This is a genomic window from Flavobacterium sp. DW-iso2, assembly GCF_058725285.1.
The window spans coordinates 23966-46498 of record NZ_JBZXDY010000020.1 but is presented as its reverse complement, the minus strand read 5'-3'; the positions used below and the strand labels follow the sequence as shown (position 1 = coordinate 46498).

Sequence of the window (22533 nt, the reverse complement as noted above, 5' to 3'; positions counted from 1 at the left end):
AAAAGACCCTTTCATTATTTATCTAATGAAAGGGTCTTTTATTGTTATACTTAAGAATTAAAATGCTATATCTGCAAGAGAATTATTCTCTAATATTTTTAATGTATTATCACGGACTTCCGTCATTAACTTGCGTACTGCGCAAGAAACCTCATCTTTACAATCATCACATTTTTCATAAAAGTTATGACTTGCACAAGGCAATAATGCAATTGGGCCTTCAAGAATACGATAGACCTTGGCCATATTAATTTCCTTAGGGTCTTTGATTAAGTAATATCCGCCACCTTTTCCTTTTTTGGCACCCAAAAAACCCGAATGTCGTAAAAGCAATAATATGCTTTCCAAAAACTTAACCGAAATATTTTCACTTTTTGCAATATCAGCAATAGCAACAGGTGTTTGATCTTCTTGGCGAGCCAAAAAAGTCAACGCTTTAATTCCGTATTTTGTTTTCTTTGAAAGCATTTGTAAGGATTTATGATTGTTGAATGATGATAAAAATATTATTACCAAATCTACAATCAAAATTCGTTAATCACAAATCTAAGCCAAAGCTTGTTCCAAATCAGCGATAACATCTTTCACGGTTTCTAAACCTACAGAAACACGCACTAAACCATCAGTAATACTCACCGCCAATCTTTCATCAACTGATAATTTACTGTGCGTTGTTGAAGCGGGATGCGTTACAATTGTTCTGGTATCACCTAAATTTGGCGATAGTGAACATAATTTTATTTTATCTAAGAAGTTTCTTCCCGCTTCAAGTCCCCCTTTTATTTCAAAAGCGACAATATTACCTCCCGCTTTCATTTGTTTTTGGGCAATTTCATATTGTGGATGCGATTTTAAGAACGGATATTTTACGCGATTCACATTTGGATGCTGTTCTAAAAACTCAGCCACTTTCAGAGCATTTTCGCAATGTCTATCCAATCGAATCGCTAATGTCTCTAAACTCTTGGATAAAACCCACGCATTAAATGGAGATAAAGAAGGTCCCGTAAGTCGGGAAAACAAATATATTTTATGAATCAATTCAGGATCACCAACCGTTACTCCTCCCAAAACTCTTCCTTGGCCATCCATTAACTTTGTAGCCGAATGCACTACCAAATGCGCTCCCCATTTTATAGGTTGCTGTAAATAAGGAGTTGCAAAACAGTTGTCGATTACTAAAATCAAATTGTGCTTTTTGGCAATATTCCCGAGCAATTCTAAATCTATAATATCAACTGCAGGATTCGTTGGCGATTCAGCAAAAAGAATCTTTGTATCAGGCGTGATGAAACTTTCAATAGTTTCTGGCTCGTTGATATCAAAATACGATGTTTGAATGTTCCACTTTGGAAAATAATTAACAAACAAGGAATGTGTCGCTCCAAAAACACTACTGGAAGAGACAATATGATCACCAGATTTCAATAATGCAGCCATCGTTGAATACACCGCAGCCATTCCTGAAGCAAAGGCAAAACCAGCAGTTGCTCCTTCCATCTTACAAACTTTCTCTACAAACTCATTAGTATTCGGGTTGCTGTAGCGGCTATAAATATTTCTGTCTTTCTCTTCGGCAAATGAGGCACGCATATCTTCGGCGTCTTCAAATACAAAACTAGAGGTTAAATATAATGGTACGGAGTGCTCTAAATATTGGGTACGTTCTAATTGGGTGCGGATGGCTTCGGTTTCAAAACCAAATTCTTCTTCGTTCATGCTGTTGTTTGTTAAAAGTGTTCCACAAAGATTCACGAAGGAAACTCAGAGGCTCACAAAATAATAGTGAATTGTATTTAGTTCTAAAAGGAGGTAAATTAGACTTTTGCTAATTCCACTCCATTTAAAACTACTTTGTAATGTATCGTCGCTGTTGGCTCTAACGTTTTAGAAACCGAGCAATATTTGTCAAAAGATAATTGCGCTGCTTTTGCCGCTTTGTCTTCTTTTATATCGCCTTCTAAAGAAAACACCAAGTAGATGTCTTTAAACGGTTTTGCCTCTCCTACTTGCACCCGCTCGCCTTCTACCTCAGCTTTGAATGAAGTAATTTCTTGACGTTGTTTCTTTAAAATCGAAATCATATCAATGGCGCTACATCCTGCAACTCCCATTAAAACTAATTCCATTGGGCTTGGCCCTTGATCATCGCCACCAAATTCTGGACGGCTGTCTACGTTTACTATATGTCCTCTTTCGTTTTTTAATTCGAAATGGAAGTTGTCATTTACTCTGTTTAATGTAATTTTCATATTGTACTTTTTGAACGTTGCTCACGCTTTTTTTTTGAACGCGGATGACGCGGATTTAAAAACGATTGCAACGGATTTTTTATTTATTTTTCTGAATACTCAGCAACTGAACACTTTTCTATCCCTTATCAGACAACCTCAAAATATCTCCAAAAACCCCTCTTGCAGTAACGGCAGAACCGGCTCCTGCGCCTTGAATTACAATTGGTCGATCTCCATACGATTCGGTATATATTTCGAAGAACGAATCAGAACCTTTCAATCCTCCCAAAGCAGTATCCGAAGGTACGGAAACTAATTTTACTTCCAAAATTCCTTTGTCATGCTGTAAATCTCCAGATAATTCCCCAATGTATCTCAAGACGTGATTTGGTTTTTGTTCGCTTTTTATTTTATTGTAAATAGGGTCAAATTCCTTTAATTTAGTCAAGAAATCAGCGGCACTTCCTTCACGTAAATGTTCTGGAATTAAATTCTGAATATCTATTTCTTCAAATTCATTCTGCAAGTCTAATTCTCTTGCAAGAATCAATAATTTTCTACCTACGTCATTCCCGCATAAATCCTCTCTTGGATCTGGCTCTGTGAATCCGCTATCAATTGCTTCTTTCAAGATTTCACTAAACGGAACATCCTTAGAAGAGAAATTATTAAACAAATAACTCAAGGTTCCTGAGAACACCCCTTTTATTTTGGTAATATTTTCACCTGAAAGATGCAATAATTTAATAGTATCAATCAATGGTAATCCTGCTCCTACATTAGTTTCGTACAGATAATTCTTCTGATTTTTTTCTAAAACACCTCTTAGTTCTTTATAAAAACCATAACTCAATGTATTAGCCACTTTATTGGATGAAATTAAATCAAAACTACTATCAACCAGCGGAATATAATTTTCTACAAAACTTGCACTTGCCGTATTATCAATGGCAATCAAATTCTCTAAATGATGTTCATTTGCATAAGCGATAATATCATTTAAAGTATATGCAACTCCATCAGTATGTAACTCTTTTTTCCAGTTAGCGTTAATTCCTTTTTTATTAAGCAATACTTTTTTAGAATTGGCAATAGCAAAAACGTTGAGTTTAATATCTTTTCGTTTTTCGATAGCTCCAGCTGACTCTAATATTTGATTAATCAAAGTACCTCCCACTAATCCATGTCCGAAAATGGCAATGTTTATTTTCTTGGCTACGCCAAAAATCTCTCCATGAATAACATTCAACGCTTTGTTTAGTTCTGATTTTTTAACCACTAAACTCACGTTTTTACCCGTTACTGTATTATTGAAAAGAATAGGGACAATTTTGTTTTTTATCAATGCCGTATAAGGCTTGTGAAACGTGCTCAAATCCTGACCTATTATTGAAATCACAGATACATTGTCTACCACTGTAATCTTATTGACATCCTTAGAATAAAAATCGTTTTCAAATTCTTTCTCTAATTCAATCATTGCTTTTGTTGCTTTATCAGCAGCAACCACTAGTCCAATTCCTCGTTCAGAAGAACCTTGCGAAATGATACTCACACTAATATCATTATCTCCCATTACTCTAAAAATACGAGCATCAACTCCCGTTTTTCCAAGTAAACCTCTTCCTTCTAAATTCACCAAAGAAACATTTTCTAAAACAGATAATGTTTTAATTCCGCTCGCATTAGAATTTGACGTGATTAAAGTTCCATTATTTTTATGATTGAACGTATTCAGAATTCGAAGAGGGATATTTTTTTCTAACAGCGGAATGATGGTTTTGGCGTGCAAAATATTCGCTCCAAAATTAGCAATTTCATTTGCTTCGTTATAAGACAAAGATTCAATCTTTTTTGCATCTAAAACTAATTCAGGATTGGCAGTGTAAATTCCGTCAACATGAGTGAAGTTTTGCAATTCTTCGGCATTGATATAACTGGCAACTAATGATGCCGTATAATTACTTCCGTTTCTACCTAAAGTAGTGGTTTCGTGTTTTGCATTCGAACCAATAAAACCAGTAATCACCAAAACAACATCCTTGTTTTCTTTAAAAATTTGGATGAAATTCTTTTTCGAAACAGCGTCTAATGGTTGTGCATCGCCAAAATTAGAATCGGTTATAATTAATTCTCTGGTGTCTGCTAGTTTTGCAGGAATACCTCGTTCATTCAATAAAAACACCAATAATTTAGCCGAAAGCACTTCGCCATGTGCTAAAACTTGATCTTGAATCTTCACGCTATAATCGCCAATCAAGCTAACGCCTTCAAAAAGCTTATCTAATTTATCAAATTCAGTTGAAAAATCAACTTTATCAAAACCATCTTTTTGATAGGTTTTGAAACTTTCTAAAAGCGGTTTGTAATTCCCGTTTTTGGCTGCAATAGTAAGAATATCGTCCAGCTCATCTGTTGCTTTTCCTCTTGCCGAAACTACTACTGCAATTTTCTCTTCTTGTTTTATTTTACCCTCAATAATATCCAAAACTCTATCGATACCATCGCCGTTTGCCAAAGATTTACCGCCAAATTTTACTATTTTCATCTGCTTTTTATTTTTGAAAACAACTTCTAATAAATTGTCTAATTGTTCATATTCTATCAAAAAGGCATCGTGCCCGTGTTGTGAGTCAATCTCACTGTAGAATACATTATTTTTAAATTTTTTAATCTCGTTGTAAGTTTCTCGATTCTCCTTCGCTGTAAAAAATAAATCCGAATTGATTCCTACAATATATATGTTCGCGTCCACTTTAGATATAATTGATTCTAATGACTCGTGATTGCGAGTAATATCAATCGTTTTTAAAAGTTGGTTCATCATTTTATATGCCGACAGTTGAAACCTTTTTTCTAGTTTTTCGCCGTGGTAATTCAACCAACTTTCCACTTGAAAGGTTTCTAGTTGCACATTAATGTCTCTATTGAATTTCTCTTTAAAAGATTCTGGCGTGCGGTAACATAACATTGCGTGAATACGCGCATCTTCAATAGGTTTTTTAGAATTATTAAGGATTTTCTCTTGCAAATAGCAATTAGCAATCAACCAGTCAGTCGCTTTCCAATCTGTGGCGATGGGAATAAAGTTTTGCGCTAGTTTAGGCTCTAAGGCCAAAATTTCCCAAGCAATTCCACCACCAACAGAACCTCCGATGAGAGCGAATAAATTATCAATCTTTAAAACGCGAAGCCCTTCGATGAAAATTCTAGCAATATCTCTTGCGATAAAATCTCTGTAATTTTCGATAGTAGCCGAATTAAAACCGTTACCAGGCACATCAAAAGAGACAATAGTATATTTTCTAGTATCTATGGTTTTATCTACTCCCACGATATCATTCCACCATCCAGATTCCCCAATTACTTGTGAATTTCCCGTCAAGGCGTGATTTATTAAAATAATGGGAGCAGTATGCAAAGGAGCTCCAAAAACCTGAAAACTTAAGTTTAGGGTAGCATAAAAAGCACCATTGTGTGTGGTGAAATTTTGGATGGTAATATGGGATATTTTATTTTCCAATTTCAAATCTTTTATTGATTTTGATTTGTATTTGGAAATATTAGAAAGAAAAAACTAGGTAAATACTAGAGAAATTCTTGTTGTTATCTTTCCACTTTTAGGAGTGGTAGAATGCAGCACCTTCTCCGATTTCTCGAAGGGTTGCTAAGGCTTCATCGGGTCTAATCCCTCGTCCTTTCTTTATAACATTTCAATACGTGTGTGAACTTATTACTGCAAATTAACTACATATTTTTATAACAACCAAACTTTTACCATTGTCATTATTAGCGAAAAATATATTTAACAAAAAAACGCAAGACCTCGCTGAATCAAACAATTCAGAAATTACTCGCGTGTAAAAAGCTATGTCTTATAACTTTCAATTAAATAAAAAGTGTATCATTTTCCTTTGAATACATCAAAAGTTGCAATGAATTAACGATATCTTTAGCATTTTTCCCGTTTGATATGTTCATACCTAATCTTGGATTAACTAGTTCATCAATTGCAATTATATTGTTGCTGTTTTTATTACCCCTCATGTTTCTAAGAAGTCCCCATGCCCTTGAAAGTTTGTTTGCTGCACTCATGATATATGTATTTAAGTTGTTTGTTTTCTATTATTATTCTTTGATCTAGATATTAGTATAAAAAAAATCCTCTTGGAAAAAATACCAAAAGGATTTAAGTCATAAAAACTTATACTTTTAGTATCAACAGACTTCCACGCAAAACGTTGCGACAAGGATCTGAATCTTCTTATTTGAAAATATCTTCATTTATTTTTTTATTATGAAAGCTGAAATTTGTTTAAAAATAAAAGCCTCCCAATTATCTTAGGAGGCTCTTGCTATATTATATTTTTATATAATTTAAGGCAATTGCAAGCTCCCGAATTTCTTCGATACGACTACAAATTGTTTATAAATAGTAAAATTCATCTTTAGTATTTTTATTCAACAAATATCACGTTTAATCTTCTAATTTCCAAATTATTCACAATGAATTAACGCTAATTTCATCGATGCAATTAAAAAAATGGTCAATATTAACATTTGACAATAATCACACCCAAAATCACATAAATAATTAACATAAATTTTAAAAATGGGGCAATTAAAATGAATCAAAAACAGCTTTTAAATCGGCTTTTAAATCTTCAATGTCTTCTAAACCTACAGAAAGTCGTATCAAATCTTTAGAAACACCCGAAGCTAATTGTTGTTCGTCAGATAATTGCTGATGCGTTGTACTTGCCGGATGAATAATTAAAGATTTTGTATCTCCAATATTTGCTAGTAACGAAAATAGTTTTGTGTCGTCTGCTACTTTTTTAGCTGCTTCAAAACCACCTTTTAAACCAAAGGTTACTAATCCATTTTGTCCTTTTGGTAAATACCGTTTTGCTAAGTCATGATATTTACTCGATTGTAAACCTGGATAATTTACCCACTCTACTTGGTCTTGACTTTCTAGCCATTGTGCTAGTGCTAATCCGTTTTCGCTATGTCTTTTTACACGAACGGCTAATGTTTCTAAACCTTGAATAATTTGGAACGCATTAAACGGACTCAAAGCAGCACCATAATCACGTAATCCTTCGATTCTAACTCTGGCAATAAAAGCGGCGTTTCCTAAAGCTTCGTGATAAACCAAACCATGATAACCAGCATTAGGTGTCGTGAATTCAGGAAAACGACCACTACTCCAGTCAAAAGTTCCCGCATCAACAATAACGCCCCCTAAAGAAGTTCCGTTACCTGAAATATATTTGGTCAAAGAATGAATAACAATATTTGCTCCGTGCGCAATCGGATTTAGCAAATAAGGAGAAGCCACAGTGTTATCAACAATCAAAGGCACCTTTAACGCTTTTGCTTCAGCGGAAATAGCTTCAATATCTAATACATCTAACTTTGGGTTACCCAAACTTTCGATAAAAAACACTTTTGTATTTTCATTCGCTGCCTTAGTAAAGTTAGCCGGATCAGAAGGATCTACAAAAGTGGTTGTGATCCCAAGTCTAGGCAAAGTAGTTTGCAATAGATTAAATGTTCCTCCGTATAAACTACTTGAAGCTACAATATGATCGCCCGTTTTCAACAATACTAATAAAGCTGTTGTGATAGCCGCTGTTCCAGAAGCGGTAACTACAGCTCCTATTCCTCCCTCTAATGCTGCAAGGCGTTGTTCCAAGATATCATTTGTTGGATTATTCAATCTTGTATAAATATAACCTGCTTCAGAAAGGCCGAATAAATTAGCCGCGTGCTCAGAATTATCAAAAACATAGGATGATGTTTGGTAAATAGGAACTGCTCTAGTTCCTGCGTGTTTTGTTACATCATGTCCGGCATGTAATGCGTTTGTTTCAAATTTATTAATACTCATAATTTTAGTTTTTTGGTTTTATTGTTTTTTAATAATTTAAAAACCCTTTTAGATAGTTATCCAAAAGGGTTTTAAGTTGTCTTATAAACTTATACTTTTGGATCACCTAAAACAAACACACATCAAAGATTTTGTGCAAATCAAAGATTTGACAATTGATGGGTTGATTTGTTTAAAATTTAGATTGATCATTTTGAATTGTTATTTATTTAAAAAAAAAGGTTTTGTTTAGTGTGCAAAAAAAAGCTTCCCTTTTTGAGGGAAGCTTTTTGCTATATTTAAAATTTTAAATTGAAGCAATAGACTACCCTCAGGAATTTTCCTTCATGGTTTTTGACATATTACACACATTTAATTTCATTGTATTGGTTTTTTCTTGGAACAAATTTGCTAACAATAATTTATATATCCTAATATATTTCAAAAAATAACAATTAAAGCTGTTTCTGTTAAAACACATATAATCAATTATTTATAAAAAAATTAATTAAACTTCATGCTAAGTTTAATATTAGATCTATTTACAGATGCTACAAAGTATTTTTGCTCATATTATGTTTCATTAATGTAGGATTCCGTTCAACTATATAAACAAAATTTCATTTTCTTGACAATACATTTGAAGCAATAGTGAATTTGAAGCATTTTTAGCCCCAAAAGAGTTCGTTGTTTTGGCTTTGATTCTAGGGTGAACTAATTTATTTATTGGTTCTCCTTTTTCTCCTTTTTGCCCACTGAATTTAAAATCTGAATTTCCCGAAGTTGTTTTTGATGTTTTCATGATGATAATTTTTAGCCATTTGCTTTTCCTTTCCCTCTATTTAAGCTATTTAAATCAAATTGCTTAAATTTTCATATCTCTTCTAACTTACACTATTGCTACTACTAAACAACCGCTAAAAAAACAATTGAAAAATATGGGTACTTATGCTATTTTACAAAATGGAAACGCCATACTAAATTTTAAATAAAGAGAATCCCAAAATGTAATTTCACTTAAAGCACGCCTTAACAATTTTCATGTTAATTTTAACTACTCTCCTAATTTGTCTATCACTTAATCGTTTATTGTTGTATGCTTTTATAAGCCGCTTTTTCAACTCTTCCCACTTCTCTTTCATATAGGGATACAATGATATTGATCGTTCATCCCCTTTTAGTGCATTTAAATAATGCTTATTATATTCTTTAACATAATTATTATAATCATCGAGGTAACGATCCCATTTATCACTTCCAGTGTTGTGCTTTCTTAATTCTGTGTTTTCAATTACTAAAACCTTTTCGTTTGCTCTCATGATAAAATGTTTTTATGGTTTATAAATTGTTACTTATTCCTTCCTTAATTTTAATGTATGTGCAATAACCAGCTGTTATTTAGAGTTTTAAAAATAGAATAAAACATATAATCTAAAAAACAGACTATATTTGAATCCTTAGATTTAAGCTATACCAAATTTAACAAACTAGAAGTATTCGACTAAATAAACTCGTTTAAATACTACAATATCAGATGCATAACGTTTTTAAAGGGTTGCAGTTCAGAAAAAAGTTATAAAAATCATTCCATACGAATGAAAGTTATAGTAATGCTAAAATAAATCTATGATTCTAATCATAAGTAAACAGATCATTAATTTACTATTAAAAAATACTAAACTAAATAGCAGCATTGTATTGATAATTATACAAAGAAGCTTTTCGTTAATTAAAAAAACAGTTCTACCCAAATCAAAAAAAAAACTTAAGTTTAATTTACAATTCAAAATGGTTTCATACCTTTGCACTCAATTACAAGAGGAAAAATTTGAACTGATTGCAACCTCTTCATAATGAAACGAATTCATTATGGATGCTGAAAAATCTTCAGTAGAAAAAATGCTAAAGCAGAAACTCTTCTTTAGTATTTTCCCGCAATTATTTTTCCTCCCTTAATTTTAAATTTATATTTATTATGGCATATTTATTTACGTCAGAATCTGTAAGTGAGGGACACCCAGACAAAATTGCAGATCAAATTTCAGACGCATTAATCGATAACTTTTTGGCATTTGATGCTGATTCAAAAGTAGCTTGTGAAACATTAGTAACTACTGGACAAGTAATCTTAGCAGGTGAAGTAAAATCAAATACTTACTTAGATGTGCAACACATTGCACGTGAAGTAATCAGAAAAATTGGTTACACAAAAAGCGAATACATGTTTGAAGCCAACTCTTGTGGCATTCTTTCTGCTATTCACGAACAATCAGCAGATATAAACCAAGGTGTTGACAGAGCTAATCCTGAAGATCAGGGAGCAGGTGACCAAGGAATGATGTTTGGTTATGCTACTAATGAAACAGAGAACTTCATGCCATTGGCTTTGGATTTATCTCATAAATTATTGAAAGAATTGGCGATTTTGAGACGTGAGAACAAGGAGATTCCTTATTTGCGTCCAGATGCTAAATCTCAAGTTACACTAGAATATAGCGATGACAATGTGCCAGTGCGTATTGAAGCGATTGTAATCTCTACACAACATGACGATTTTGATGAAGAAGCTAGCATGCTTGCTAAAATCAAAAAAGATATTGTGGAAATCTTGATTCCTAGAATCATTGCAAAAAACCCAAAACACGCTCATTTATTTAATGACACTATTCAATATCACATTAACCCAACTGGTAAATTTGTAATTGGAGGACCTCACGGAGATACAGGACTTACAGGAAGAAAAATCATTGTAGATACTTACGGAGGAAAAGGAGCTCACGGTGGTGGTGCTTTCTCTGGAAAAGATCCAAGTAAAGTGGATAGAAGTGCCGCTTATGCTACACGTCATATCGCTAAAAACTTAGTTGCTGCTGGTGTTGCAAACGAAATTTTAGTTCAGGTTTCTTATGCTATTGGTGTAGCGAAACCAATGGGAATATTCATTGATACATACGGAACATCTAAACTAAACTTAAGAGACGGAGAAATCGCTAAGAGAGTAGAAGAAATCTTTGATATGCGTCCTTACTTTATTGAGCAACGTTTAAAACTAAGAAATCCTATTTATAGTGAAACTGCTGCTTACGGACACATGGGACGTACGCCAGAAACAGTAACAAAAACTTTCTCTGCTCCAGGAGGATTGACAAAAACTGTTGAAGTTGAGTTATTTACTTGGGAAAAATTAGATTTTGTTGACCAAGTGAAGGAAGCTTTTGGATTATAATTCGATTCAAATAAAATAAAAAGAAAACCAGCTCAAATTGAGCTGGTTTTCTTTTTATAAGCACTTACTACATTCAAGACCAAAGTATTATAATTTAAATTCAAAACTATTGACGTTTTTTTGTACTTTGCTCACCATATGAAAAAGCTTATCGCCTTCTTTTTTCTCTTTTCCCTTTCAGTTGCCTTTGGACAAAACCAAAAAATTTACGCCAATACAACAGACACCCTCAATATCATTGCTGATGATTTTATTGGTTACGATCAATTTGCATTTTATTATTATATAAAAGATGACGTTTTACATAAAACAAAAGGCAAAGAATCATTACAATATAAAAACCCTTCACTTGGAAAAATAACGAAAGTCGATATCCAAAATCCGCTAAAAATCGTTGTTTTCTATGAGAATTTCAATGTAGCTATCTTACTTGACAATCAATTAAATGAGATCCAAAAAGTAAATTTTTCAGAAAACACAAGTCCTATAACGGTGTCAGCAATAGGAATTGCTTCACAAAATCGGCTTTGGGTCTACAATATTTTAGATCAACAGATTGGTCTTTTTGATTATCTTAAAAATGACTATAAAACAATATCCACCTCTTTTCCAGAAAGCTTAAAATACTATCAAACTGATTTCAATACCTTCTATTGGATCGACAACAAAAACAATTGGTATTCCTGCGATATTTTTGGAAAAATAAAAACCAGAGGTAAAACCCCCGATTTTGACGCTATTGAAATCATTAATGAATCTCAATATATCTACTCAAAAAACAATGCTCTGTTTTTTGAAGACTTGGAAAAAAAGCAAAAACATGAAATTGAGATTTCAAAAAAAACGTTTAAAAAATTCTATTACAAAGACCAAATTTTATCTATTTTTACATCTGAAGGAATTATAAATTATAAAATCACAACACCGTAATGCACATAGCAGTAGCAGGAAATATAGGCTCAGGAAAAACCACTTTAACGCGTTTACTAGCAAAACATTTTAAATGGGAGCCTCATTATGAAGATGTAGTTGATAATCCGTACCTCGATGATTTCTATCACCAAATGGAACGCTGGTCTTTTAATTTGCAGATTTACTTCTTAAACAGTCGTTTCCGTCAAGTAATGCAAATACGCGAAAGCGGAAAAAAAATAATTCAAGACCGAACGATTTATGAAGATGCCCACATATTTGCGCCAAATCTTTATTCGATGGGTTTGATGACCAATCGTGATTTTCAGAATTATTCCTCTCTTTTTGAATTAATGGAATCTACGGTGAAAGCACCTGATTTATTAATTTATTTAAGAAGTTCAATTCCTAATTTAGTAGGTCAAATACATAAAAGAGGTCGTGAGTATGAAAATTCTATTTCTATTGATTACTTAAGCCGATTAAACGAACGCTATGAGGCTTGGGTTCATACCTACAATCGTGGAAAATTATTAATTATTGATGTCGACAATATTAATTTTGTAGATAATCCAGAAGATTTAGGAATAATTATTAACCGAATTGATGCCGAATTAAATGGATTGTTTTAATCTTTTTCTTCCCTGGTTAAAAATATAAAAAATAAAATGCCCATAAAAAAATGCCTCACTTTCGCGAGGCATTTTCTATTTATAAAAAAGTATACAGCTATTTCAAAGCATCAATCTTTGTTTGAACTTCAGCATCAGTCCCTTCAAAAACTTGAACATCTTCTTCCCCATTTGCAACTGTAGTCACTGTTGCTTTAACAACACCATCTACATTTGTTTTCTCAATAGTCACTTGTTTAGAGACCTCATGCATCATCTTAGCGCCCATCATATGTTCACAAGCTACATTGGTACAACCTTTAGCAACACATTCTTCTTTAGACATCGAAGTACATGCGCCAGTAGTAATGCAACAAGTCGCATTCTGAGCTATGGTATGACTTCCGCTCCCTAAAATTGGTGCCATTACTAAACCTATCAAACAAGTTAATTTAATCAATATATTCATTGATGGCCCAGAAGTATCTTTAAAAGGATCTCCAACAGTATCTCCAGTTACCGCAGCTTTATGCGCATCAGACCCTTTATAGGTCATCTCACCGTTAATCATAACTCCTGCTTCGAAAGATTTCTTGGCATTATCCCAAGCGCCTCCTGCATTGTTTTGAAATACTGCCCACAATACACCTGAAACAGTAACTCCTGCCATATATCCTCCCAGCATTTCTGCGACTAATTGATTGTTGTCCCCATAAACTAATTTCCCAAGAAGTACAACTGCTATAGGAAATCCAATTGTCAAAATTCCAGGTAACATCATTTCTCTTAGTGCAGCCTTAGTAGAAATATCAACACATTTAGCATATTCTGGTTTGCCAGTACCTTCCATAATCCCAGGAATTTCCTTGAACTGGCGACGTACTTCATTTACCATATCCATAGCGGCTTTACCAACAGAGTTCATCGCTAAAGCAGAGAAAACAACTGGAATCATACCCCCTACAAATAACATTGCCAATACAGGCGCTTTGAAAATATTGATGCCGTCAATCCCTGTAAAAGTAACATAAGCAGCGAATAAGGCTAACGAAGTCAATGCTGCCGAAGCAATTGCAAATCCTTTTCCAGTAGCCGCAGTCGTATTCCCTACAGAATCCAAGATATCAGTACGTGTACGTACTTCTTTTGGCAATTCACTCATTTCTGCAATTCCACCTGCATTATCCGATATAGGACCAAAAGCATCAATTGCTAATTGCATAGCCGTTGTTGCCATCATTGCTGAAGCGGCTAATGCTACTCCATAAAATCCTGCAAGTGCATAAGAAGTCCAAATGGCAGCTGCAAATAACAAAACAGTTGGAAATGTCGAAATCATTCCTGTAGCTAAACCTGCAATTACATTCGTTCCCGCTCCGGTACTCGATTTTTGAACTATCGCCATCACTGGTTTTGTTCCTAATCCTGTATAATATTCAGTTACAGATGAAATAACAGCTCCAACTACGAGTCCAACTATCGTTGCATAAAAAACCCTCATTGAGGAAATGTCCTGCATCCCTTCACCAAAGAATTCCATTTTCATATTGGCTGGCAACATATATTGTACTAAAAAATAACAAGCTACTGCTGTTAAACCTATAGAAACCCAGTTCCCTATGTTTAGCGCTTTTTGTACTTGTGCCTCTTTAGCATTTTCATCCGTAATTTTAACTAACATAGTTCCTATAATCGAGAATAAGATTCCGAAACCAGCAATTGCCATTGGCAATAAAATAGGTCCAATACCTCCAAAGGCATCATCTAAACTTCCTCCCATATCCTTGATAACATAATTACCAAGTACCATAGCCGCTAAAACGGTTGCTACGTAAGAACCGAACAAATCAGCTCCCATTCCGGCAACATCTCCTACGTTATCTCCTACGTTATCCGCAATTGTAGCAGGATTACGCGGGTCATCCTCTGGAATTCCAGCCTCAACTTTACCTACTAAATCAGCTCCTACATCGGCCGCTTTCGTATAAATACCTCCGCCCACACGAGCAAACAAGGCAATGGATTCCGCTCCAAGAGAAAAACCCGCCAATGTTTCTAAGACGATTGTCATGTCCTCAGTTGAAGTCCATGTTCCATTCATAAAAAAATGGAAGAAAAAGATAAAGAAAGAAGTTAAACCTAGAACAGCTAAACCAGCCACACCAAGTCCCATTACGGTTCCACCGCTAAAAGAAACTTTTAATGCTTGCGGCAAACTTGTGCGTGCCGCCTGTGTCGTTCTAACATTTGTTTTTGTTGCAATCTTCATTCCCATATTCCCTGCAAGAGCTGAGAAAACAGCACCGAAAACAAAGGCAACAACTATTAAAATATGTGTCGTAGGAACAAAATAAGATAGTCCTGCTAAAACGATGCTTGCTCCCACTACGAAGAAAGCGAGTAACCTATATTCTGCTTTTAAGAAAGCTAATGCACCTTCGTAAATATAATCTGAAATTTCTTTCATCTTACCATCTCCGGCGTCCTGTTTTAATACCCAAGATCTTTTAATCCACATGAACAGAAGTCCTATAATTGCCATTACTATTGGCAAATAAATCATAATTGTATTCATAAATTTGGTTTTTTGGTTTTTGGTTAATAATCAATATAGTACAAAAACGAATGTAAACAAAAAAGCAACACTCTTAAACAGAATGTTGCTTTTTTTATAAAATACAAGGGTATTTATTATTTAATACTAAATAATCCCTCTGGTTTATTTTCAATTTGATCAAAACGATCGGTACATTTCTTAATGATATCGTATGCTTCGTTTACATCTCCCCATCCACCTACATCAACTGTTTTGTTTTCAAGATCTTTGTACACTTGAAAAAAATGTTCAATTTCTTTTAACAAATGCGGGTTCATATCTGACAAGTCATTCAATGAATTCCAAATTGGATCAGACACTGGTACACAAATTACTTTTTCGTCCGGTCCTTTATCATCTGCCATGTGGAAAACACCAATAGGTTTTACTTCCATAACACATCCCGGAAAAGTAGGTTCATTTACTAAAACCAATACGTCTAGTGGATCACCATCTAGTGCAAGAGTTTCAGGAATAAATCCGTAATCTGCCGGATACATCATTGATGAAAACAACATTCTATCGAAACGCATTCTTTTTATTTCGAAATCGTATTCATATTTGTTTCTACTTCCTCTTGGAATTTCGATAAGAACATCGAAAGTTTTTATTTTGTCTGCAGTCATTTTAATTTTATTTTCTATAATAATCGCAACAAAAATAAGCAAACCATCTGTTTTTACAATATAAAATCGCTCTTATCTACACATTAAATAGCAAAGAAACTAATATTGATACACTATTGTCCTCTTTCTTTTTTTGAGATAATAATGCCACAATAGAAAAGTAGCAACAGAACGATACGGACTCCATTTTTCAGCATGTACCTCCATAGCTTCTTTATCGTGAATATTGAGCAATTCTTTCATCGTATTTACCACTGCAACATCTCCTAGCGGAAGCAAATCAGGAGCTTGAAGACAAAACATTAAATAGACATCAATAGTCCAGTTTCCTATTCCTTTGATTTTAATAAGCTCTTCACGCACCTCATCTGTAGTTTTGCTTACCAAAGATTCTAAATCTATGTTCTTGCTAAGTACTGCTAATGATAATGCCTTAATGTAGGACGATTTTTGCCGGCTTACGCCAAGGAGTCTAAACTCTTCATCCGCTACTTCAACTAAAATAGTCGGCTCAAAAATCTTTATCCTTTCTCTCAATTTTAAAAAGGTAGCTTTGGCTGAATCAATAGATACTTGCTGTTCTAAAATCAGTAGCACTAGCGTCTCAAAACCTTGTGGCCGTTTTGGTCTAGTTGGTATTCCGTATTTTTCAATTATGATATTGAAAATTGGGTCTACTGCCGAAAGATATTCAATAGCTGCTTTCATGCGCTGATTTTTTTAGCCCAGATAGAAGTGGAAATCCTTTTCCTTTTTTCTTTAAAAAGGAAAAGATTGCAACGAATAGCTGGACACGAGCGAAGCGAACAAACGAAGTAAATAGCTCCTAAAAATAAAAACCAAAAGATCCTTTTACTGAAAATCGCTGTGTATCTGGTGTGTTTAAATAATTTCCTCTCCAGGCGAAATCGATCCGGAATACTTTGAAGATATTCCCAATTCCGGCGCTATACTCCCAATACACGTTTTCGGGAGCAATATATTGTAGACCCGAAGCATTTATCGCTCTGTTAGCATCTGAAATGGTACCGTAAACTCCCTTTACTCCAATGATTTCTCTCCAATTCAGTTTTCGCATAAATGGAACTCTAGAAAAAATACGTCCGCCAAAATTATGATCCCATTGCACCGTTGCATACTGATCTGACACAAACTCGTAGAAATTAAGGTTGCTAAAGGTGTTACCGATAGTAAAATAAGTTTGATTCCCAGGAATAACACTCACCAAACCTAGAGGAATTGTACCAAAGGTTTTACCCATCTCCACAGTCACATTTGATCGTCCTAGCGGCCCAATGATAAAAGGTTGTTTATAATACAATTGGATTTTTTCATATTTAAAATCACTGTTTAGTAATCCTTTAAACCCATGACTGTAGTTCACAAAAAACCGACTAAAAGGGCTGTCTACATTGTCTCTCTCTACAGCGTATCCAATCGTTTTTCGTTTTGGCGTATATTCTATCTGAAAATTTACTTCTGATTGTTTTACATCACTTCTTGTAGCGGTTTGTCCAGCATCTGTATAGTAATCCAAACTAAATGTTGGCGAAGCCGACTCTAATGTTCGATAAGAAAAACCAGTTTGAAAGGTCAGGTTTTTGACAGGTTCAATTTCGACAGCAACATTACTTAGATTTATATTTGTCAACTTGCCATTACTCCCTGATGAAAATAAAGAGGAAGAAGCAAAACTTCGACCCAAAACATCATTTGTAGTAGTTAAACTTGCGCCTATTTGTTCGACATCCCGCCTATTTCCCCCTGACAGGATAATTCTATTTCTCTTGTCGACCATCCACTTTCCTGAAAGTCCGTATTTGAATTTATTATCTTTAAAGCCATAGGCCGTATAGCCTTGTAGTCTCCAAGTATCGGTAGTACCAAAATAGGTTCTTCCCCCTGCTCTCAATCGAACTCCCTCTACTTCGTTGAAACCAAAAGAGGAAAAAATAGGGCCGTAGTCGAAATTTCCGTAATTTACGTATCCACTGGCAAGAACAGTTACTAGACTTGTGATCTGTTTAAATTTCCTAACCGTTTGTAAGGTATCAAGCATTCTATAAACTCCAAGTTCATCCTTACTTAAATTTTCATAGCGGTTTTTATGCCAGTATTGATCTGACTTATTGTATATAGAATCGTTAGCATAAGCAACCTCTTCTTTATAAAAAGAAGCTGGCTTTTCTTTATTGAACTCATGATTGCCATAGAAGGAAGTACGCTTTCCATAAAGTCCTTTTGAATCTTCTTTTTTATTTACTGCAAAATCTGACATCAAATAATCACGGGTTAATAGAAAAACGGAATCATTCACAACATCAAATTCCTGTTCTAAATAAATATCCTTAACCCAGTTAATATTGGCACTTTTAGTAACCGCCATATTAATTTTCTTAATGGCATAGGTCGTATCGTTCACCCAAAAATCACCTTTAAAAGTCAATTCATTCTTACGTCGTGGATAAAATACGATATTATAACACCACTTTTTATTAATATATGCACTATCTTTTAGGACATAATTATAGACATCAATTCCCGTTGTAGAAATAGGACTGGTAAAACTTTTGTCAAAAAAAGTAAGGTGATTATCATACACATTATAATCTGAATACAAATCTTTTACAAAAGACAGCAATTGCTGATTCCCTTTAAAACCAGAGCTTTTATTTCCCTTTATTTTTTCTTTTACTTTTTTTAGTTTATTGTCCCCATAAATATCTGACATGGTTTCGTTTATAAAAATAGGTAAATACGTCTTTCCGGTAACCCTAGAAGTATCGACATGATTAAAGATAAACTCCATTCCTCTGAACAGTTTATTTTTCATAAAAGCACTGTCGATTGTGTTCATATCAAACTCAATCTTCTCATACTTCTCCATTTGGTACTGATCAAATTGATACAATCCATTTTTACGTTTTCTTTCCCATATTTTTCTAAGAATATCCAGCGCGGGGTTGTTCTTTTTTGAAGTTTTACCTGTAAAAATAACTACTTCATTTAAGCTTTCAGCTTCTTTCAACAACACCTTAAAATTATAACTTACCGCTTTTTCCAAAGCAATCTCCCGATCTGAAAAACCAACAGAAGTAATCACTAAAGTCGTATATGTTTTAGTAGATTCAATATAGAAACGACCATCCTCATTAGCAACAGCTCCCTCATTAGAATCTTTAAAAGCAATATTTGCAAAAGGAACAGGCTGGTCTGATTTATCCACTACAATACCGCTCACTTTTGTTTGCGCAAAAACAGCATTGGTCATCATCAATAAAAGAAACACAGTAAATAAAAAATTCTTTTTCATAATTCTATTTAAAACAAAAAGCTTCATCAAACGAACGAATGATGAAGCTTTAATATCATATTAATTGTATTATTTATACATTACTTTTTTAACCGCTTTAATCACGTCATCTGCATTAGGCAACCATTCTTTCAACAAGACTGGAGAATAAGGTGCCGGCGTATCAGCAGTTGTAATTCTTTGAATGGGCGCGTCAAGAAAATCAAAAGCACGTTCTTGAACAATATAAGTAATCTCAGAAGCAACACTTGCAAAAGGCCAAGCCTCTTCAAGAACTACTAATCTATTTGTTTTTTTAACTGACGTTAAAATAGTGTCATAATCCATAGGACGTACTGTTCTCAAATCGATAATTTCACAAGAAATTCCTTCTTTGGCTAATTCCTCAGCAGCGATATGAGCTTCTTTTATAATTTTTCCAAAAGATACGATAGTAACGTCCGTTCCTTCACGTTTAATATCAGCAACACCTATTGGAATAGTGTACTCACCATCTGGAACTTCTCCTTTATCACCATACATTTGCTCTGACTCCATGAAAATCACAGGATCATTATCGCGGATAGCAGACTTTAACAACCCTTTAGCATCATAAACAGTAGAGGGAACTATTACTTTCAAACCTGGTGTATTAGCAAACCAGTTTTCTAATGCTTGCGAGTGAGTCGCTCCTAATTGTCCTGCCGAAGCTGTTGGGCCACGAAAAACAATAGGCACGTTAAACTGACCACCGGTCATTTGACGCATCTTAGCGGCATTGTTTATAATTTGGTCAATTCCTACCAGGCAGAAGTTGAAGGTCATATATTCTACAATCGGTCTACAACCATTCATTGCTGAACCTACTGCAATTCCAGTAAAACCAAGCTCAGCAATAGGAGTGTCAATTACTCTTTTTTCTCCAAACTCGGCAAGCATACCTTTAGACGCTTTATAAGCACCATTATATTCAGCAACTTCTTCACCCATTAAATATATAGACTCATCATTACGCATTTCTTCACTCATCGCTTCGCAAATGGCCTCTCTAAATTGTATCGTTCTCATATATGATATTGTATCTGTGTATTTTTCGAAAAGCAAAAATAAATCTTTTAAATCACTTTTATGCATAAATTACTGTAAAATAATCAGGAGCTATTTCCGGCTATCCGCTATATCTTCCTGTGGTCTAGTTCCAAAAAACTAGACCACAGGAAGGATGTCACTGCTATCCGGGCTACGAAAACGTAATAGCTCACTAAAAAAAACTATGCACGCATAGTATATTATTCAATTTATTACTTTAAATTTGTAAAAGCATTTTAGAAAAATAAAAAAAACAATCCTATGAAAATATTAGTTTGCATCAGTCACGTTCCTGATACTACTTCAAAAATTAATTTTACCAATGGTGATTCAGAATTCGATACCAATGGGGTACAGTATGTAATTAATCCAAATGACGAATTCGGATTAACACGTGCAATATGGTTTCAAGAACAACAAGGAGCAACAGTAACTGTTGTAAATGTTGGAGGACCAGAAACAGAACCTACTTTAAGGAAAGCATTAGCCATTGGAGCAAACGAAGCAATTCGTGTAAACGCGACTCCTACTGATGGTTTTTTTGTAGCAAAACAACTTGCTGACGTGATAAAAAACGGTGGTTACGACCTTGTGATCGCAGGAAAAGAATCATTAGACTACAACGGAGGAATGGTTCCTGGAATGATTGCAGGTATCCTTGGTTACAATTTTATTAATTCTTGTACTGCCCTTACCGTTGATGGAACCGCTGTAAAAGCAGTTCGTGAAATTGACGGCGGAAAAGAAACTGTCTCTACTGCACTTCCACTAATTATTGGTGGACAAAAAGGCTTAGTGGAAGAAAAAGACTTGCGTATTCCAAACATGAGAGGAATCATGACTGCTAGAAGTAAAGCATTAACTATAGTAGAACCTATTGACGCTCCCGTAAATACTAAAGCAGTAAAATTTGAAAAACCAGCACCTAGATCAGCAGTGAAATTAATTTCTGCAGACAATCTAGATGAACTAATCGACTTATTACACAACGAAGCAAAAGTAATCTAGAAATCAGTGTTCAGTATTCAGTGTTCAGTGATAAACTTTACACCTGGAACTTTAAACTTTAAAAAAATAAATCATGTCAATATTAATATATGCAGAATCTGCGGAAGGAAAATTCAAAAAAGTAGCTTTTGAATTAGCTTCTTATGCAAAAAAAGTAGCCGAATCTTTAGGAACAACTGTAACAGCAGTAACAGTTAACGCTGGTGATGTTTCGGAATTATCAAAATACGGAGTAGACAAAGTATTAAAAGTAAACAACGACAAATTAGCCGGTTTTACTGCTAAAGCGTATGCTGATGTTATCAAACAAGCAGCACAAAAAGAAAGCGCTAAAGTGATTTTACTTTCATCAACAACAGACAGTATCTACCTTTCATCACTTGTTGCAGTAGCTTTGGAAGCTGGTTTTGCTTCAAATGTTGTGGGATTGCCATTAAGCACTTCTCCTTTTCAAGTAAAAAGAAATGCCTTTTCAAACAAAGCATTTAATATAACTGAAATTAGCACTGACGTAAAAGTTCTTGGACTCGCCAAAAACTCTTATGGAATTTTTGAAACTCCATCCACACTTACTGAAGAAGATTTTAATCCAACTATTGGAGAAAATGATTTTGGAGTAAAAGTAGAATCAGTAGAAAAATTATCAGGAAAAGTATCTATCGCTGATGCTGACATCGTAGTTTCTGCAGGTCGTGGATTAAAAGGACCAGAAAACTGGGGAATGATTGAAGAATTAGCAACTGTCCTTGGCGCAGCAACTGCTTGTTCTAAACCAGTTTCTGACTTAGGCTGGAGACCTCATGGAGAACACGTTGGTCAAACTGGAAAACCGGTAGCAACTAACTTATATATTGCAATAGGAATCTCTGGAGCAATCCAACACATTGCAGGAATAAGTTCTTCAAAAATAAAAGTAGTTATCAATAGTGACCCAGAAGCTCCCTTTTTTAAAGTGGCAGACTACGGAATTGTTGGTGATGCGTTTGACATTGTTCCTACATTAATCGAGAAATTTAAAGCATTCAAGGCACAACAATCGTAATGTAATATTCTTCAAGAAATAT

The 22533-nt window shown here is 34.4% G+C and carries 18 protein-coding genes and 1 riboswitch; of the genes, 5 read left to right on the top strand and 13 right to left on the bottom strand.

The window, feature by feature from the left end; genetic code table 11:
* Positions 1-57 precede the first annotated feature (57 nt).
* The 8 genes from AC4PRO_RS13310 to AC4PRO_RS13275 form a co-directional block, all read right to left on the bottom strand.
* Positions 58-468 carry an RrF2 family transcriptional regulator gene (locus AC4PRO_RS13310; RefSeq protein ID WP_074720998.1) on the bottom strand — a complete coding sequence of 137 codons (411 nt, stop codon included), beginning with the start codon at positions 466-468 and terminating at the stop codon, positions 58-60.
* A 78-nt stretch (positions 469-546) separates the two neighbouring features.
* Complete coding sequence (locus tag AC4PRO_RS13305) at positions 547-1719, bottom strand: trans-sulfuration enzyme family protein (protein WP_492117667.1); 1173 nt, start codon at positions 1717-1719, stop codon at positions 547-549.
* Positions 1720-1817: 98 nt separating this feature from the next.
* Positions 1818-2252 carry an OsmC family protein gene (locus tag AC4PRO_RS13300; RefSeq protein WP_074720994.1) on the bottom strand — a complete coding sequence of 145 codons (435 nt, stop codon included), beginning with the start codon at positions 2250-2252 and terminating at the stop codon, positions 1818-1820.
* A 118-nt stretch (positions 2253-2370) separates the two neighbouring features.
* Positions 2371-5757, bottom strand: coding sequence for a bifunctional aspartate kinase/homoserine dehydrogenase I (thrA, locus tag AC4PRO_RS13295; protein ID WP_074720992.1), 3387 nt, complete (start codon positions 5755-5757; stop codon positions 2371-2373).
* An 80-nt stretch (positions 5758-5837) separates the two neighbouring features.
* A riboswitch (SAM riboswitch) is annotated at positions 5838-5946 on the bottom strand.
* A gap of 176 nt (positions 5947-6122) precedes the next feature.
* Positions 6123-6329, bottom strand: coding sequence for a hypothetical protein (locus AC4PRO_RS13290; RefSeq protein ID WP_074720990.1), 207 nt, complete (start codon positions 6327-6329; stop codon positions 6123-6125).
* Between the two features lie 526 nt (positions 6330-6855).
* The gene (locus AC4PRO_RS13285; protein WP_492117666.1) at positions 6856-8130 is read right to left on the bottom strand and encodes an O-acetylhomoserine aminocarboxypropyltransferase/cysteine synthase family protein; all 1275 of its coding nucleotides are present in this window, start codon (positions 8128-8130) and stop codon (positions 6856-6858) included.
* A gap of 583 nt (positions 8131-8713) precedes the next feature.
* Positions 8714-8911 carry a hypothetical protein gene (locus AC4PRO_RS13280; RefSeq protein ID WP_492117665.1) on the bottom strand — a complete coding sequence of 66 codons (198 nt, stop codon included), beginning with the start codon at positions 8909-8911 and terminating at the stop codon, positions 8714-8716.
* Positions 8912-9122: 211 nt separating this feature from the next.
* A complete protein-coding gene (locus tag AC4PRO_RS13275) occupies positions 9123-9428 on the bottom strand; it encodes a hypothetical protein (RefSeq protein WP_074720984.1) in 306 nt (101 codons plus the stop codon).
* A gap of 656 nt (positions 9429-10084) precedes the next feature.
* Here AC4PRO_RS13275 and metK point away from each other — a divergent pair.
* The 3 genes from metK (at position 10085) to AC4PRO_RS13260 (ending at position 12879) form a co-directional block, all read left to right on the top strand.
* Entirely contained in the window at positions 10085-11335 is a 1251-nt protein-coding gene (gene metK / locus AC4PRO_RS13270; protein WP_074720982.1) for a methionine adenosyltransferase, read from the top strand.
* A gap of 138 nt (positions 11336-11473) precedes the next feature.
* Entirely contained in the window at positions 11474-12265 is a 792-nt protein-coding gene (locus AC4PRO_RS13265) for a hypothetical protein (RefSeq protein ID WP_492117664.1), read from the top strand.
* The gene (locus AC4PRO_RS13260; RefSeq protein WP_074720978.1) at positions 12265-12879 is read left to right on the top strand and encodes a deoxynucleoside kinase; all 615 of its coding nucleotides are present in this window, start codon (positions 12265-12267) and stop codon (positions 12877-12879) included. The genes AC4PRO_RS13265 and AC4PRO_RS13260 overlap by 1 nt, the downstream gene beginning before the upstream one ends.
* A gap of 97 nt (positions 12880-12976) precedes the next feature.
* Here AC4PRO_RS13260 and AC4PRO_RS13255 read toward each other — a convergent pair whose 3' ends face one another.
* The 5 genes from AC4PRO_RS13255 to AC4PRO_RS13235 all read right to left on the bottom strand — a co-directional run bounded on the left by AC4PRO_RS13255 (position 12977) and on the right by AC4PRO_RS13235 (position 20440).
* Positions 12977-15433 carry a sodium-translocating pyrophosphatase gene (locus tag AC4PRO_RS13255; protein WP_492117663.1) on the bottom strand — a complete coding sequence of 819 codons (2457 nt, stop codon included), beginning with the start codon at positions 15431-15433 and terminating at the stop codon, positions 12977-12979.
* 116 nt (positions 15434-15549) lie between these two features.
* A complete protein-coding gene (locus AC4PRO_RS13250) occupies positions 15550-16080 on the bottom strand; it encodes an inorganic diphosphatase (protein WP_074720974.1) in 531 nt (176 codons plus the stop codon).
* 99 nt (positions 16081-16179) lie between these two features.
* On the bottom strand, positions 16180-16788 hold the full coding sequence (locus AC4PRO_RS13245; RefSeq protein ID WP_492117662.1) for a DNA-3-methyladenine glycosylase family protein: 609 nt from the start codon (positions 16786-16788) through the stop codon (positions 16180-16182).
* A 118-nt stretch (positions 16789-16906) separates the two neighbouring features.
* Positions 16907-19393: a DUF5686 and carboxypeptidase-like regulatory domain-containing protein gene (locus AC4PRO_RS13240; RefSeq protein ID WP_492117661.1), complete on the bottom strand. Its 2487-nt coding sequence runs from the start codon at positions 19391-19393 to the stop codon at positions 16907-16909.
* Positions 19394-19462: 69 nt separating this feature from the next.
* The gene (locus tag AC4PRO_RS13235) at positions 19463-20440 is read right to left on the bottom strand and encodes a pyruvate dehydrogenase complex E1 component subunit beta (RefSeq protein WP_074721166.1); all 978 of its coding nucleotides are present in this window, start codon (positions 20438-20440) and stop codon (positions 19463-19465) included.
* A 282-nt stretch (positions 20441-20722) separates the two neighbouring features.
* On the opposite strand from AC4PRO_RS13235, the gene AC4PRO_RS13230 reads away from it, so the two are divergent.
* Both AC4PRO_RS13230 and AC4PRO_RS13225 read left to right on the top strand, forming a co-directional pair.
* Complete coding sequence (locus tag AC4PRO_RS13230; protein ID WP_074720968.1) at positions 20723-21469, top strand: electron transfer flavoprotein subunit beta/FixA family protein; 747 nt, start codon at positions 20723-20725, stop codon at positions 21467-21469.
* Positions 21470-21542: 73 nt separating this feature from the next.
* On the top strand, positions 21543-22511 hold the full coding sequence (locus AC4PRO_RS13225; RefSeq protein WP_074720966.1) for an electron transfer flavoprotein subunit alpha/FixB family protein: 969 nt from the start codon (positions 21543-21545) through the stop codon (positions 22509-22511).
* The last annotated feature ends 22 nt before the right edge of the window (positions 22512-22533 follow it).